We start from the raw sequence: 14,314 nt of genomic DNA on the forward strand, positions 1-14,314 counted from the left end.
TCGACACCTGGACAGTAGTCGCCACCTTCAAGAAACCCTTACAATCAATTTCGATCATCATTGCACGAAGCCCACCGGGAGCAAACACCATGGCCGAAGCCGACCTCAACGACCCGCAGTTCGTCGCCAAACTGCGGCGCGACATGGTGCGCTTTGCGGAGCTTCAATTGCGCGACCGTGCCGCCGCCGAGGATGCTACCCAGGAGGCCCTGGCCGCCGCCTACCAGCAACTCGATCGCTTCGAATCCCGTTCATCCCTACGCACCTGGGTACTGTCGATTCTGAAGAACAAAATCGTGGACACCCTGCGCCTGCGGGCAAGGCAGGTGGATGTTTCATCCCCCGACGACGACGCCGATATCAATTCCTGGTTCGACGATCATGGCCACTGGACCGAGGACACCCAGCCGGCCAAATGGGGAAATCCGGAGCAATCCCTGACCAACAGCCGCTTCTGGACGGTGTTCGAGGCCTGTCTGGAGCGCCTTCCCGAAGCACCGGCGCGGGTGTTCATGATGCGCGAGGTGGTGGGCTTCGACACCGACGAAATCTGCAAGACCCTCTCCATCACCAGCAACAACTGCTGGGTCCTTCTTCACCGCGCTCGCCTCGCCCTGCGCGCCTGCCTGGGCGAAGGCTGGTTCCCCGGCGCCGCACACTGAGCGCTTTCGGCCCGGACGACGCACAAGCTCTCCCCCCCATTGCGAGAGAAGGCTCGGGGGAAAAGGATTGGGTCCGAGGCACCGCTGCACGCTGTACGGGCTCGGTCCGTGCCCCTCGCCCTCCAGCCCTGCGCCTGAGCCGCTTTCTCACGGGCCGCGACAAGGTGTAAGTCTTCGTTTCCTCAGTCTCCCCACGCCCGGGCACCGCGTTATTGGCGGTACGTACCCCGAACGCCAAGGAGGCGAAGCATGGAAACCCTGAGCAGATCCACCCATCCCCTGATTCTCGTCGCCGCCGTTTCGGTCAGCCTGGCCAGTCTGGCGGCCGCGGCGCACTTCACCGGGATCATTCCTGCCCGTACCGCAGACCCCCTCCCCCTTGCGGCCGTGCCGAACGCCATCGCGGTTCCTGCCGCCCCGACCAGCATTCCCGCACCGGCTGCCGCCAGCGTTCCCGCCCCCCTTCCTGCCGCGCCGGCACCGATTGCCGTCCAGCCCGCCCCGGCCAAGGTCGCGGCCAAGCCCCGCGTCCAGCGTGCCGTCGCCCAGACGCGGGAAGTTGCGCGCGCAGAGGACGATGACACCTGGAGCGGCAGTACCCGCCGTGTCGCCCACCACGAGGATGCCGGAATCGATGTCATTCCCGCCCGCCCGGCGCCGGTAACGTCTCAAGCCGAAACCCCCGTGCAAGCCGCGCCCCTCTGCCGCGACTGCGGCACGGTGGAAGCCGTGCAGGAAATCGAAGCCAAGGGCGAAGGCAGCGGCTTGGGCGCCATTGCCGGCGGCGTCATTGGCGGCCTCCTGGGCAACCAGATCGGCGGCGGCCGCGGACGCAACCTGGCCACCATCGCCGGCGCGGTGGGCGGCGCCTACGCCGGCCACCAGGTGGAAAAGAACGTGCGCAGTGAAAAGCAAACCCAGGTCACGGTCCGCTTCGACGACGGCAGCGTGCGCTCCTTCACCCAGAACGGATCCTGGCGCAACGGCGACCGGGTTCGCCTGAGCAACGGCAGCCTCGCCTCACTTTAAGACCCCCCGGGGCCGCATGACACGGCCCCCCCTTCGATCCCGGCCGCCAGAACCCCAGGTCGGGATCACCGCCCCGGCTCCCGCCCGGGGCGTTTTTTTTGTCGCGCTGCTACACTCCGGCCTTGCAAAAAACACAGGGGAGACACCATGAAACTGGAAACCTTGGCCGTCCACGCCGGCTATTCGCCCGACCCCACCACCAAGGCGGTGGCGGTACCCATCTACCAGACCACGTCCTACGCCTTCGACAGCACCCAGCACGGGGCGGACCTCTTCGACCTCAAGGTGCAGGGCAACATCTACACCCGCATCATGAACCCCACCCAGGATGTGCTGGAAAAACGCATCGCCGCCCTGGAAGGCGGTATTGCGGGACTGGCCCTGGCCTCTGGCCAGGCAGCCATCACCTACGCCATCCAGACCATCGCCGAGGCCGGCGACAACATCGTCTCCGCATCTACCCTGTATGGCGGCACCTACAACCTCTTCGCCCATACTTTTCCCCAGTACGGTATCGAGGTGCGCTTCGCCGACTATCGCCATCCCGACGCCTTCGAGGCCCTCATCGACGGCCGCACCAAGGCCATCTACTGCGAATCCGTGGGCAACCCCCTGGGCAACATCACCGACTTCGAAAAGCTGGCCACCATCGCCCACCGCCACGGCGTGCCGCTGATCGTGGACAACACCGTGCCCTCCCCCTACCTGTGCCGGCCCATCGAGCATGGTGCCGACATCGTGGTTCATTCGCTGACCAAGTACATCGGCGGCCACGGCAATTCCATCGGCGGGATCATCGTCGATAGCGGCAAATTCCCCTGGGCGGACCACCAGCAAAAGTTCAAGCGCCTGAACGAGCCGGACGTGTCCTACCACGGCGTGGTCTATACGGAAGCCCTGGGTCCGGCCGCCTTCATTGGCCGCGCCCGGGTGGTTCCCCTGCGCAACATGGGCGCCGCCATCAGCCCCTTCAACGCCTTTCTCATCCTGCAAGGCGTAGAGACCCTGGCCCTGCGCATGGACCGCATCTGCGACAACAGCCTGGCCGTGGCCCGCTTCCTGCAGGGCCACACCAAGGTCAATTGGGTCAATTACGCCGGCCTCACGGACCACGCCGACCACGTTCTGGCGAAGCAATACATGGGGGGCAAGGCCTCCGGCATCCTGACTTTCGGAGTCCACGGCGGCGTCGCGGGAGGCGGACGCTTCCAGGACGCGCTCCAGCTCGTCACCCGTTTGGTGAATATCGGCGATTGCAAGTCCCTGGCCTGCCACCCGGCCTCGACCACCCACCGCCAACTCGCCCCGGCCGAACTGGCCAAGGCCGGCGTCTCCGAAGACATGATCCGCCTCTCGGTCGGCATCGAGCACATCGACGACATTCTTGCGGACCTGGATCAGGCCCTGCAAAAGGCCTGATAGCCCCCGTCACCTTCAGAGCAGTGAGTCGGTCTTTGCCGCCATGATGAAATCATTGAGGTGCAGGCCGCCGATCTTGTGGGTCCACCAGGCTACCGTCACCCAGCCCCACCCGAGGGCCAGATCAGGGTGGTGACCCTGGCTTTCGGCCAGGGCTCCCACCCGGTCGACGAAGGCCAGGGCAGACCGGAAATCGGGGAAGGTGTAGCGGCGTTCAAGGCGCCGGCCCTCGTCCAGGAGGCTCCAGCCGGGGACACCGGCAAGCTGAAGGGCAGCCTCGTCCGGGCCCATGGGGTCAATTCCGCCCCGACAGGGTGTACACGTGAGATCGCACAAACTTTCCGCCATAGTCCCTCCTGCAATGGAAAGGTGAGAACGCCCAGTCACGGGCTCTCGTGGGACAGACGCCGATCAGGACCGTTCCACCTTCCTGCAAGCCAGCCAGCGGCGTTGGGATCGAGGCCCAACAAAAACCCCGGAAGCCTTCCGGCGCCGGGGTTTCGAGTGCTGCATGGTGCATGCGTACCACGTGTTCTTGGGGCGACATACCGGGATCGAACCGGTGACACCTGGAATCACAATCCAGTGCTCTACCAACTGAGCTAATGCCGCCGCCGTATCACCCTTGCGGGTGAAGAGGCGCGCATTCTACGGGAGGCCAGGACTATTGTCCAGGCCGGTTTGGCAGGCACGCTCGGCCTCTGGACACTTCCCCGCCTCCTCCCCCGGTAGGCGGCCGTGCTATCATTCGCAGCTTTACTTTTTAGCCCTGTAGCGACAAGGATTTCTCATGGAAGCCACTCCCGCCCAAGTCAACGAACTCGAACGCCGTATCGATCTTTCCATCGCCATTGCCGAAGTCGAGAAGGATCTCGACGATCGCCTCAAGCGCATGGGCCGCAACGTCAAGATGGCGGGGTTCCGTCCGGGCAAGGTTCCCTTCAGCCTCGTCAAGCAGCAGTATGGCGCCCAGACCCGCCACGAGGTGCTTTCCGAAGTCCTCGACCGCGCCTTCGGCGAAGCGGTGACGGGCCAGAAACTGCGTGTCGCCGGCTATCCCCGCATCGAGCCCAAGACCAGCGAAAGCACGACTCATCTCGAATTTTCCGCCATCTTCGAGGTTTACCCCGATTTCACCCCGGGTGATGTCAGCGTCTGCGACATCGAGCGCCCAAGCCTGGAAGTCGGCGCGTCCGAAGTGGACAAGACCCTGGATATCCTGCGCAAGCAGCGCGTCAGCTACGCCGAGACCGACCGGGCTGCGGCCCCTGAAGACCGCGTAGTCATCGATTTCCTGGGCAAGAAGGATGGCGTCCCCTTCGACGGCGGCCAGGCGACCGATTACGGCTTCATCCTCGGTCAGGGCCAGATGCTGCCGGATTTCGAGAAAGCCGTGCAAGGATTGAAGGCAGGCGACACCAAGACCTTCGACCTGACCTTCCCGGCGGATTACTTCTCCAAGGATCTGGCTGGCCAGACCGTGCAGTTCGACATCACGGTCAAATCCGTGCTGGCCCCTGAACTGCCCGAAGTCGACACGGACTTTGCCGTCTCCATGGGCATCGCCGATGGCGATGTCGACAAGATGCGTGCCGAAATCGAGACCAACCTGAAGCGCGAGGTCAAGCGCCGCGTGGAAGGCAAAATCAAAGACCAGGTCATGGATGCCCTGCTCAAGGTCAATCCCATCGCCGTGCCCAATGCCCTCGTCGAGATGGAGGTGCAGCGACTGGTCCAGGCGGCCCGCCAGGACATGGAACAGCGCGGCATGAAAATGAAAGATTTCCCCATCAAGCCCGAGTGGTTTGCCGACCAGGCCAAGCGCCGCGTCTCTCTGGGCCTGATTCTTGCTGAAGTGGTCAAGGCCGAGCAGCTCCACGCCAAGCCCGAGCAGGTCAAGGCGCTGGTCGAGGAAACGGCGCAGAGCTACGAGCATCCCGAGGAAGTGGTGCGCTGGTATTACGCCCAGCCGCAGCGCCTCGGCGATGTCGAAGGCGTGGCCATCGAGAACAACGTGGTGGCCTGGGTTCTGAGCAAGGCCAAGGTTGCCGACAAGCCGGTGGCCTTCGACGAGCTCATGGCCCAGAAGAACTGAGTCACAAAACCGACAAACGTCCGAAACACGACAGAGGAAGCGCGCCATGAACATCGACCACGCAAGCGGTTGGGATCCCCAGGGCCTGGGCCTCGTGCCCATGGTGATCGAACAGAGCGGTCGGGGCGAGCGCGCCTACGACATCTACTCCCGCCTGCTGCGGGAGCGGGTGGTTTTCCTGGTGGGGCCGGTCAATGACACCACCGCCAACCTGGTGGTCGCTCAACTGCTCTTCCTGGAAGCGGAGAATCCGGACAAGGACATCTACTTCTACATCAACTCGCCGGGAGGTTCGGTGACGGCCGGTCTGTCGATCTACGACACGATGCAGTTCATCAAACCCGACGTATCGACCCTGTGCATCGGCCAGGCGGCGTCCATGGGAGCTTTCCTGCTGACCGCCGGCGCCAAGGGCAAGCGTTTCGCCCTGCCCAACTCGCGCATCATGATCCACCAACCCCTGGGCGGCTTCCAGGGGCAGGCGTCGGATATTGCCATCCACGCCAGGGAAATCCTCTCCATCCGCGACAAGCTCAATCGCATCATGGCAGAGCATACCGGCCAGCCCGTCGAGCGTATCGAGAAGGACACCGATCGCGATAATTTCCTTTCGGCTGCGGAAGCGGCAGAATACGGACTGATCGACAAGGTTCTGTCCCGTCGCGACGCGGCCTGACGGATTCACAGCAAGGGGAAACCATGTCCAAAGGCGGCCAGGAAAAACTGCTTTACTGCTCCTTCTGCGGCAAGAGCCAGCACGAAGTGAAGAAACTCATCGCCGGACCGTCGGTGTTCATTTGCGACGAGTGCATCTCGCTCTGCAATGACATCATCCGCGACGAACTCCCCGAAGATTCAGGCAAGACAGCCGGGTCCGACCTGCCGACCCCGCGGGAAATCTGTTCCATCCTGGACCAGTACGTGATTGGTCAGGAAGTGGCCAAGCGCATCCTTTCGGTGGCGGTCTATAACCACTACAAGCGCCTGCGTCATTCCGCCAAGACCGCTGACGATGTCGAACTCGCCAAGAGCAACATCCTGCTGGTGGGCCCCACCGGCTCCGGCAAGACGCTCCTGGCCCAGACCCTCGCCCGGCTGCTCAACGTTCCCTTCGTCATGGCCGACGCCACGACCCTCACCGAAGCCGGTTATGTCGGGGAAGACGTCGAGAACATCATCCAGAAACTCTTGCAAAAGTGCGACTACGACATCGAAAAGGCACAGCAGGGGATCGTCTACATCGATGAAATCGACAAGATTTCACGCAAGTCCGACAACCCCTCGATCACCCGCGACGTTTCGGGCGAAGGCGTGCAGCAGGCCCTCCTGAAGCTCATCGAGGGCACCGTGGCGTCGATTCCCCCCCAGGGCGGTCGCAAACACCCGAATCAGGATTTCGTCCAGGTGGATACCACCAATATCCTGTTCATCTGCGGGGGCGCATTCGACGGTCTGGAAAAAATCATCCGCAACCGTTCCGAAAAGGGCGGCATCGGTTTCGCCGCCGTGGTGAAGAGCAAGGACGACCAGAAGGCCGTGGGTGAGATTCTGCGCAGCGTCGAACCCGAGGATCTCATCAAGTTCGGCCTCATTCCCGAACTGATCGGCCGCCTGCCCGTGGTCGCGACCCTGCAGGAACTGGAAGAAGCGGCCCTGGTGCAAATCCTGATCGAGCCCAAGAACGCCCTCATCAAGCAATACCAGAAGCTCTTCGGCATGGAAGGCGTCGAACTCGAAGTGCGGCCCTCCGCGCTATCGGCCATCGCCCGCAAGGCCCTCGAGCGCAAGACCGGAGCCCGCGGCCTGCGCTCCATCCTGGAGCAGGTGCTGCTCGACACCATGTACGAACTCCCCGGCATGGACAATGTCACAAAGGTGGTGATCGACGAGAACACCATCACCGGTGACAACCGTCCCCTGTTGATTTACGCCGAGCAACCCAAGGTTTCCGGCTCCAACTGAGTATCGCCGGCCGCAACCCGCGGCCGCTTGTAATCCGGCCATTCGTCCCCACCTGTCGGGGACGAACTCCCTCCATAAGGCATACCCATGTCCACCCCAGAATCGCTTCCGGAATCCGTCGATCTCCCGCTCCTGCCCCTGCGGGACGTGGTGGTCTTCCCCCACATGGTCATCCCCCTCTTCGTCGGCCGCCCCAAGTCCATCAAGGCCCTCGAAGTGGCCATGGAGTCCGGCCGCAGCATTCTGCTGGTGGCCCAGAAATCTGCCGCCAAGGACGAGCCCGACGCTGAAGACCTGTATCGCATCGGTTGCATGGCGAACATTCTGCAGATGCTCAAGCTGCCGGACGGGACGGTCAAGGTTCTGGTCGAGGGCACCCAGCGCGCCCAGGTGGAAGCCATCGATCCCCAGCCCACCCTTTTCATGGCCACCGCCACCGCCCTCGCCCCGGCCGGGGTCGAGGATCACGAAATCGAGGCCATGCGCCGTGCGGTGATCGCCCAGTTCGATCAATTCGTCAAACTCAACAAGAAGATTCCTCCGGAAGTCCTCTCGTCCATCTCGGGCATCGAGGACGCCGGCCGCCTGGCCGACACCATCGCCGCCCACCTGCCCCTCAAGCTGGAGCAAAAGCAGGAAATTCTGGAGATGGGCAATGTGCGCGAGCGGATCGACCGCCTCTTGTCGCAACTCGAGACCGAGATCGACATCCTCCAGGTCGAAAAGCGTATCCGTGGCCGCGTCAAGCGTCAGATGGAAAAGAGCCAGCGCGAGTACTACCTCAACGAGCAGGTCAAGGCGATCCAGAAGGAGTTGGGCGAGGGTGAGGAAGGGGCCGACCTCGATGAACTGGACAAGAAGATCAAGGCCGCCGGCATGAGCAAGGAGGGTCTTGCCAAGGCCCAGGGCGAACTGAAGAAGCTCCGCCTCATGTCGCCCATGTCGGCCGAAGCCACGGTCGTGCGCAATTACATCGAAACCCTCATCGGGCTGCCGTGGCGCAAGAAGACCCGCGTCAGCAAGGAACTGCGCGAAGCCGAAAAGGTTCTCGACACCGACCACTACGGCTTGGAAAAGGTCAAGGAACGCATCGTCGAATACCTTGCCGTGCAGCAGCGTGTCGAGAAGGTCAAGGCTCCCATCCTGTGCCTCGTGGGGCCTCCGGGCGTGGGCAAGACCTCCCTCGGCCAGTCCATCGCCAAGGCAACCAACCGCAAATTCGTGCGCATGGCCCTGGGCGGCGTGCGCGACGAGGCCGAAATCCGCGGTCACCGCCGCACCTACATCGGATCGATGCCCGGCAAGATCCTGCAAAGCCTGAGCAAGGTCGGCGTACGCAATCCCCTCTTCCTCCTGGACGAAGTGGACAAGCTGGGGCAGGACTTCCGCGGCGACCCCTCCTCCGCCCTGCTGGAAGTGCTCGACCCGGAACAGAACCACACCTTCCAGGACCACTACGTCGAGGTCGATTTCGATCTCTCCGACGTCATGTTCGTGGCCACGGCCAATACCCTCAACATCCCTGCGCCGCTCCTCGACCGCATGGAAGTGATCCGTCTTTCCGGCTATACGGAAGACGAAAAGGTCAATATCGCCCTGCGCTACCTGCTGCCCAAGCAGTTGAAGAACAATGGCGTCAAGAAGACCGAACTCACCGTCGCCGATTCGGCCCTGCGCGACATCGTGCGCTATTACACCCGGGAAGCCGGCGTGCGGGCGCTGGAGCGCGAAATCTCCAAAATCTGCCGCAAGGTCGTCAAGACCCTGCTGCTCAAGAAGCGCAGCAGCAAGATGGTGGTCAACGCCCGCAACCTGGACAAATTCCTCGGCGTGCGCCGCTACACCTTCGGCATGGCGGAAAAACAGAATCAGGTGGGACAGGTCACCGGTCTCGCCTGGACGGAAGTCGGCGGCGAACTGCTCACCATCGAATGCGTCGCCATCCCCGGCAAGGGCAACATCCTGCGCACCGGCTCCCTGGGCGACGTCATGAAGGAATCCGTCGAAGCTGCGCGCTCCGTCGTGCGAGCCCGCTCCCAGCGCCTCGGCATCACCGATGACATTTTTGAAAAGCGCGACATCCACATCCATGTCCCGGAAGGCGCCACGCCCAAGGACGGCCCCTCGGCGGGCATCGCCATGACCACCGCCCTGGTATCCTCCTTCACCGGCATTCCCGTGCGCTGCGATGTGTGCATGACCGGAGAAATCACTCTGCGGGGTGAGGTGCTGGCCATTGGCGGACTCAAGGAAAAACTTCTGGCCGCGGTCCGCGGTGGGCTCAAGACCGCCCTGATTCCTGAGGAAAACGTCAAGGATCTGACCGAAATCCCGGACAACATCAAGAACCGCATCGAAATCGTCCCGGTCAAGTGGATCGATCAGGTACTGGAGCGCGCCCTGGAAAGGCTTCCCGCCGCCCTGCCGGATGCGATTTCCCCCGCAGTAGTCGCGGGTACCGAAACGGCGTCGGCTTCGACCGTCGTGACCCATTGAATACCTTCTGACCGGCCGGGAGGCTTGCGAATATCATCCAAATGCCCAGCGCCCGGAGAGGCGAAATCGGCGAAAAACCGCTTGACACAAGGATTTCAGGGAAGATATAAACTTCGCGGTTAAGGTTTTTTTGCTTTTTCATCCACACCACTAAAGGGGACACTCCATGAACAAATCCGAACTCATCGACCAGATCGCGACGGCCTCCGAGATTTCCAAGGCCGCCGCCGGTCGCGCCCTCGATGCCGCCGTTGATGCCATCAAAGCCGAGCTCAAGAAGGGGGGCACGGTCACCCTGGTCGGTTTCGGCACTTTCTCCACGAGCAAGCGCGCTGCCCGTACCGGCCGCAACCCGCGTACCGGCGCCACCCTCAAGATCAAGGCCGCCAAGGTGCCCAAGTTCAAGCCTGGCAAGGGCCTCAAGGACGCTGTAAACTGAGCGCCCTTCGCCCGGACGCCGCATCGTCCGGGCCTGGGTGCTTAGCTCAGTTGGTAGAGCGCTAGCCTTACAAGCTGGATGTCGGGGGTTCGAGCCCCTCAGCACCCACCATTCCGGGGGTTTGCGTGCAAGCGCAGACCCCTTTTTCATTCCCTCACGGCGCAGCCACCATGTCATCCCACTGCTTTGACGTCACCCTGGAAGATTTTGAGGCCAAGGCCTTTCACCCTTCCATCGAAACCCCCGTCCTGGTTGATTTCTGGGCCCCCTGGTGCGGTCCCTGCAAGACCCTGACCCCGCTTCTGGAGAAGCTCGCAGCGGAGTACGCAGGACGCTTCCTGCTGGCCAAGGTCAATTCCGACGAAAACCCCGAGCTCGCCCACCACTTCGGAGTTCGTAGCATTCCCACCGTCAAGGTTCTTTTCGGCGGGCAACTGGTGGATGAGTTCTCCGGTGCCCTCTCCGAGGGCGAACTGCGCGCCTTCCTGGATCGCCTGCTCCCGCCTGCCAAGGCGAGTCTGCGCGACGAAGCCGCTGCCCTGGTGGCCGAGGGCCGGCGCGAGGAGGCCCTTGCCCTCCTGGTCCAGGCCTCCCGGGAAACTCCGGAAGACGAAGGCGTACGCCTGGATGCGGCCGACCTGCTGCTGCAATTGGGACGCAACGACGAGGCCGCCCAAGTCCTCGCCGCGGAATATCTGCGGGAAGCCGATCGTGCCCAGGCCCTGCGTTCCCGCCTCGCCCTCGCCCAGGGCGGAGCGGATACGGCAGCGCTGGAAACAGAAGTCGCCGCAGCACCGGACAACCACGCTCGCCGCCTCGAACTCTCCCGTGCCTACGCGGCTGCGGGGCGCTATCGGGAAGCCTGCGAAGCGGCTCTGGAAGTGGTGCGCCGTGACCGCTTCTTCGACGAGGGCGCAGGACGCAAGGCCCTGCTGCAACTCTTCCAGGCCCTGGGCTCTGAGGAGCGCTACGACGATCTGGTGAGGGAATATCGCCGGGCGCTCTCCACAGCGCTCAATTGAGGTCGGCCAGGCTGGCGCCGCACCGCCGGGGCATCTGCTGGCCGGATGGTCCCGGGCGGACTCGACTCAGCGCTCGCGCCAGGCCATGTTGAAGGAATCGACGAGGGGATCGAGCAGATACCCCATGAAGGTCCGCTCACCGGTAACGATGAACAAATCTGCCTGCATCCCGGGTTGGACTCTCTGGTCGCCAAGTCGCGCAAGCTCAGATTCGGGCACGGTAGCCTTGACGACGAAGTAGCTCAAGTCTGATTTGGGATCCACCGTTGCGTCCGCGGAGACGTAAGTCAGTGCTCCAGAAAGCTCGGGCGTGGTGCGCGAATTGAAAGCATGAATTTTCACGCCGACTTGCTGCCCCACGGCGATGCGGTCGATATCGGCGGGCAACACTTTGCCCTCGAGAACCAACTGGTCGGCACTCGGAACGACCTCCATCACCACTTCACCCGGGCCGATGACGCCCCCGGAGGTATGGACCTTTAGTTCCGTCACAGTGCCATCCACCGGCGAGCGAATCTCGGTTTGCTCCAGGGTGTAGCGGGTCGCACTCACCCGCTCGATGAGTTCGAAGTTTTCCGCCTGCACTTTTTTGAACTCGGCCACCACCTCCTCGTGGAAAGCCTTCTTGACCTGAAACTTCTTCAATTCCTTTTCGCTGATCTGGGTTCTGGCGGAGGCAATCTTGGATGCCAATTCACTGTGCTCGCCCTGGAGTACGGCAATCTCCCGCTCGACCGCGCGGATTTTTGGCTTCTCCATCATGCCTTTGCCGGCAAGTTCGGCCATGGCTGCCAAATCGTGCCGCAGACTGGCGAGCTGCTCGTCCTTGGCGCGCTGCTGGGAGGACAGGCCCGAGATCTCGCTCCCCAGCGCGGCAATCTGGCGATCGAGAATACTCAACTCTCCCAGCCGCGAAGTTCTGCGCGCCTCAAACTGGGACTGCTGGGAGCGCAGGATTTCGGCGACCTGAGCATCATCCTTTCGCGCAAGCAACTCGGGTGGAAAGACAATGGCGGACCGCTCATCCCTCTCCGCCTCCAGGCGCGCGGCGGTCGCCAGCGCAACATCCCTGCCCCCCCGCACGACTCCGAAGGCTGCGCCGGCCTTGGTTTCGTCGAGCCGGATGAGCACGTCGCCAGCCTTGACCTGAGTCCCATCCTTGACTCGGATGTCCTTGACCACCCCGCCTTCGGGATGCTGAATCTTCTTGCGGCTGCTATCGACCTTGACGACGCCCTGCGCGATCACCGCCGAAGACAGCGGCGCCAGCAGGGACCAGATGAAGAAAATCCCAAAACTGACGGCAAGAATGAGATTCCCCAAGCGGACCCAGCGCGTCTCGTCGGCCTTGGCTGCCGCCTCGCCAACGATCAAGGACTGCTCTTCGAGACGAAGCCCCGATACCTCAGCCATGCAGACCTCCGGATGATTCCGCGTTTCCGCCCTCAGGTCTGGTCACGACGCGACGGGTGATGACCGGCATGATTTCCGAGGTGGCGCCAAAATTGGCTATCTGGCCACTCATCAATACCAGGAGGTTGTCGGTTCCCCCCAGAAGCGCAGGCCTGTGCGCAATGACCAGGACCGTCGAGCCAAGTTGGCGCAACTGGTCCATCGCCTGACGCACTGCGGCTTCTCCTTCCGCATCCAGATTGGAGGTCGGCTCATCGAGGACCACCAGGGAAGGACGTCCGTAGAAGGCTCTCGCCAAGCCGATCCGTTGTCGCTGTCCGCCGGAAAGATTCGCCCCGCCAGGCCCAATCTGGGAATCGTAGCCCTGCGGTAGATCGAGAATGGTCTGATGGGCCCCCGCGAGTTGGGCCGCCTCGACCACCTGGCGTGAGTCGACTTCCCCGAAACGGGCGATGTTCTGGGCCACGGTTCCAGGGAAAAGCTCGATATCCTGGGGTAGGAACCCGACATGGGGCCCCACTTCCTCGCGCCGCCAGTCGGCGAACAAAACGCCATCGAGGCGCACCGCACCCGCCTGCGCGCGCCAAATCCCGACCGCAAGCCGGGCAAGGGTAGACTTTCCCGCCCCGCTCGGGCCGGTAATGCCGAGGCAGGTTCCGGCGTCGAGGGCAAAGTTCAGGTTGCGTACGGTGGCCCGGCCGCTCTCCGGTGGACCGGCGGTGACGGCGTCGAAGCGCAGAGCCCCCTTGGGCGTCGGAAGCGGCATGGGCGCCACGCCCGCGACATCGTTGCCAAACTGCTTGTACAGCCGCTGATAGGCCTCCCGGGCCATCAAGAAACTCTTCCAACCCCCAATCGAGGCCTCTACCGGGGCAAGCCCCCGCCCCATGATGATCGACGACGCAATCATCACACCGCCGGTGGCGTCCTGGCGTATGACCAGCCATGCGCCTACGCCGAGGATGGCGATTTGTAGAAATATCCGGACGGCCTTGGCAATGGCCGCCACGTTGCCCCCTCGGTCGCTGGCCTGCCCCTGGAGCCCAATACCGAGATCGTGGTGTTTCTGCCATACCCCCTTCAATCCACCGAGCATTCCCATCGCGGCCACGGCCTCCGCATTGCGCGCCGAAACCTCTGCAAACTGGGTCGCTCCGGACATGTGCTTGCCGGCCTCGGCCAGGGGAGCCTTGGTGTAACGTTCGTTCCACACCCCGAGCGCCAGCAGAATCATCCCGCCCAGCAGGGCGACATGCCCGAGCCAGGGATGCAGGACGTATACCAGGGCGATGAAGATGGGGGACCAAGGAGCGTCGAGCAGGCTCAGCGCATGGGGACCGGTCAGGAACCCGCGCAGATTGTCGAGATCACGCAACATCTGCCCGCTCCGCCCGCCCAGCAAAGTTGCGGAAAACACCTTGGTGGAGAGTTGGGCGTCAAAGCGGGCGCCCATGCGCACCAGCAACCTGGAACGCACGATTTCCAGCAGGGCCAGGACCGCCATACATCCCGCCGCCAGCAGAGAAAGGTAAAACAGCGTATGACCACTGCGGGATGCCAGCACTCGGTCGTACACCTGGAGCATGTAGATCGACGACACAAGCATCAGCAGATTGATGAAAAAGCTGAAGAAAGCGACTCGACCCAGGGTGACCCGCGCGATGTCCATGGCCGCCGCCAGACTGGACCCGGGCCTGGGTTTTTCGAATCCGAATGTCATTCACGCTCCTTCAAGGCAAAAAAGCCGGCAGCGCCGGCTTTTGAACTCACCCACCCG

General features: G+C 62.9%; 12 protein-coding genes and 2 tRNA genes. 10 read left to right on the plus strand and 4 right to left on the minus strand.

What is annotated here, in order from left to right; translation table 11 throughout:
- Window positions 1-89: 89 nt before the first annotated feature.
- From IPM73_08515 to IPM73_08525, 3 genes are all read left to right on the plus strand, one after another.
- Complete coding sequence (locus IPM73_08515) at window positions 90-662, plus strand: sigma-70 family RNA polymerase sigma factor (GenBank protein ID MBK8918072.1); 573 nt, start codon at window positions 90-92, stop codon at window positions 660-662.
- Between the two features lie 249 nt (window positions 663-911).
- Window positions 912-1,691: a glycine zipper 2TM domain-containing protein gene (locus IPM73_08520; protein ID MBK8918073.1), complete on the plus strand. Its 780-nt coding sequence runs from the start codon at window positions 912-914 to the stop codon at window positions 1,689-1,691.
- 147 nt (window positions 1,692-1,838) lie between these two features.
- Window positions 1,839-3,110, plus strand: a complete 1,272-nt coding sequence (locus tag IPM73_08525; protein MBK8918074.1) for an aminotransferase class I/II-fold pyridoxal phosphate-dependent enzyme — start codon at window positions 1,839-1,841, stop codon at window positions 3,108-3,110.
- A gap of 15 nt (window positions 3,111-3,125) precedes the next feature.
- Here the strand turns inward: IPM73_08525 and IPM73_08530 are convergent, their stop codons facing one another.
- The gene (locus IPM73_08530) at window positions 3,126-3,458 is read right to left on the minus strand and encodes a 4a-hydroxytetrahydrobiopterin dehydratase (protein MBK8918075.1); all 333 of its coding nucleotides are present in this window, start codon (window positions 3,456-3,458) and stop codon (window positions 3,126-3,128) included.
- Window positions 3,459-3,646: 188 nt separating this feature from the next.
- Window positions 3,647-3,722 (minus strand) — tRNA-His (locus tag IPM73_08535).
- Between the two features lie 178 nt (window positions 3,723-3,900).
- Between IPM73_08535 and IPM73_08540 the strand changes: the two genes are divergently transcribed.
- The 7 genes from IPM73_08540 (at window position 3,901) to IPM73_08570 (ending at window position 11,124) form a co-directional block, all read left to right on the plus strand.
- Window positions 3,901-5,205, plus strand: coding sequence for a trigger factor (locus IPM73_08540; protein ID MBK8918076.1), 1,305 nt, complete (start codon window positions 3,901-3,903; stop codon window positions 5,203-5,205).
- Window positions 5,206-5,305: 100 nt separating this feature from the next.
- The gene (gene clpP, locus IPM73_08545) at window positions 5,306-5,881 is read left to right on the plus strand and encodes an ATP-dependent Clp endopeptidase proteolytic subunit ClpP (GenBank protein ID MBK8918077.1); all 576 of its coding nucleotides are present in this window, start codon (window positions 5,306-5,308) and stop codon (window positions 5,879-5,881) included.
- Between the two features lie 23 nt (window positions 5,882-5,904).
- Window positions 5,905-7,167 (plus strand): ATP-dependent Clp protease ATP-binding subunit ClpX, encoded by a 1,263-nt coding sequence (clpX, locus tag IPM73_08550; GenBank protein ID MBK8918078.1) that lies wholly within the window; start codon window positions 5,905-5,907, stop codon window positions 7,165-7,167.
- Between the two features lie 87 nt (window positions 7,168-7,254).
- Window positions 7,255-9,663: an endopeptidase La gene (lon, locus tag IPM73_08555; protein MBK8918079.1), complete on the plus strand. Its 2,409-nt coding sequence runs from the start codon at window positions 7,255-7,257 to the stop codon at window positions 9,661-9,663.
- Window positions 9,664-9,829: 166 nt separating this feature from the next.
- Entirely contained in the window at window positions 9,830-10,102 is a 273-nt protein-coding gene (locus tag IPM73_08560) for an HU family DNA-binding protein (protein ID MBK8918080.1), read from the plus strand.
- 35 nt (window positions 10,103-10,137) lie between these two features.
- A tRNA-Val gene (locus tag IPM73_08565) sits at window positions 10,138-10,213 on the plus strand.
- 59 nt (window positions 10,214-10,272) lie between these two features.
- Complete coding sequence (locus IPM73_08570) at window positions 10,273-11,124, plus strand: tetratricopeptide repeat protein (protein ID MBK8918081.1); 852 nt, start codon at window positions 10,273-10,275, stop codon at window positions 11,122-11,124.
- A gap of 66 nt (window positions 11,125-11,190) precedes the next feature.
- Here IPM73_08570 and IPM73_08575 read toward each other — a convergent pair whose 3' ends face one another.
- A complete protein-coding gene (locus IPM73_08575; GenBank protein ID MBK8918082.1) occupies window positions 11,191-12,537 on the minus strand; it encodes an HlyD family type I secretion periplasmic adaptor subunit in 1,347 nt (448 codons plus the stop codon).
- Window positions 12,530-14,257 carry a type I secretion system permease/ATPase gene (locus tag IPM73_08580; protein ID MBK8918083.1) on the minus strand — a complete coding sequence of 576 codons (1,728 nt, stop codon included), beginning with the start codon at window positions 14,255-14,257 and terminating at the stop codon, window positions 12,530-12,532. Before IPM73_08580 ends, IPM73_08575 begins: the two co-directional genes overlap by 8 nt.
- Window positions 14,258-14,314: the final 57 nt, after the last annotated feature.

It is taken from the genome of Betaproteobacteria bacterium (assembly GCA_016720065.1).
Classification (GTDB): domain Bacteria; phylum Pseudomonadota; class Gammaproteobacteria; order Burkholderiales; family Rhodocyclaceae; genus SSSZ01.

Coding starts and splice junctions, on each gene's coding strand:
- IPM73_08515 (MBK8918072.1), top strand. CDS start 90: ATGGCCGAAGCCGACCTCAACGACCCGCAGTTCGTCGCCAAACTGCGG.
- IPM73_08520 (MBK8918073.1), top strand. CDS start 912: ATGGAAACCCTGAGCAGATCCACCCATCCCCTGATTCTCGTCGCCGCC.
- IPM73_08525 (MBK8918074.1), top strand. CDS start 1,839: ATGAAACTGGAAACCTTGGCCGTCCACGCCGGCTATTCGCCCGACCCC.
- IPM73_08530 (MBK8918075.1), bottom strand. CDS start 3,458: ATGGCGGAAAGTTTGTGCGATCTCACGTGTACACCCTGTCGGGGCGGA.
- IPM73_08540 (MBK8918076.1), top strand. CDS start 3,901: ATGGAAGCCACTCCCGCCCAAGTCAACGAACTCGAACGCCGTATCGAT.
- clpP (MBK8918077.1), top strand. CDS start 5,306: ATGGTGATCGAACAGAGCGGTCGGGGCGAGCGCGCCTACGACATCTAC.
- clpX (MBK8918078.1), top strand. CDS start 5,905: ATGTCCAAAGGCGGCCAGGAAAAACTGCTTTACTGCTCCTTCTGCGGC.
- lon (MBK8918079.1), top strand. CDS start 7,255: ATGTCCACCCCAGAATCGCTTCCGGAATCCGTCGATCTCCCGCTCCTG.
- IPM73_08560 (MBK8918080.1), top strand. CDS start 9,830: ATGAACAAATCCGAACTCATCGACCAGATCGCGACGGCCTCCGAGATT.
- IPM73_08570 (MBK8918081.1), top strand. CDS start 10,273: ATGTCATCCCACTGCTTTGACGTCACCCTGGAAGATTTTGAGGCCAAG.
- IPM73_08575 (MBK8918082.1), bottom strand. CDS start 12,537: ATGGCTGAGGTATCGGGGCTTCGTCTCGAAGAGCAGTCCTTGATCGTT.
- IPM73_08580 (MBK8918083.1), bottom strand. CDS start 14,257: ATGACATTCGGATTCGAAAAACCCAGGCCCGGGTCCAGTCTGGCGGCG.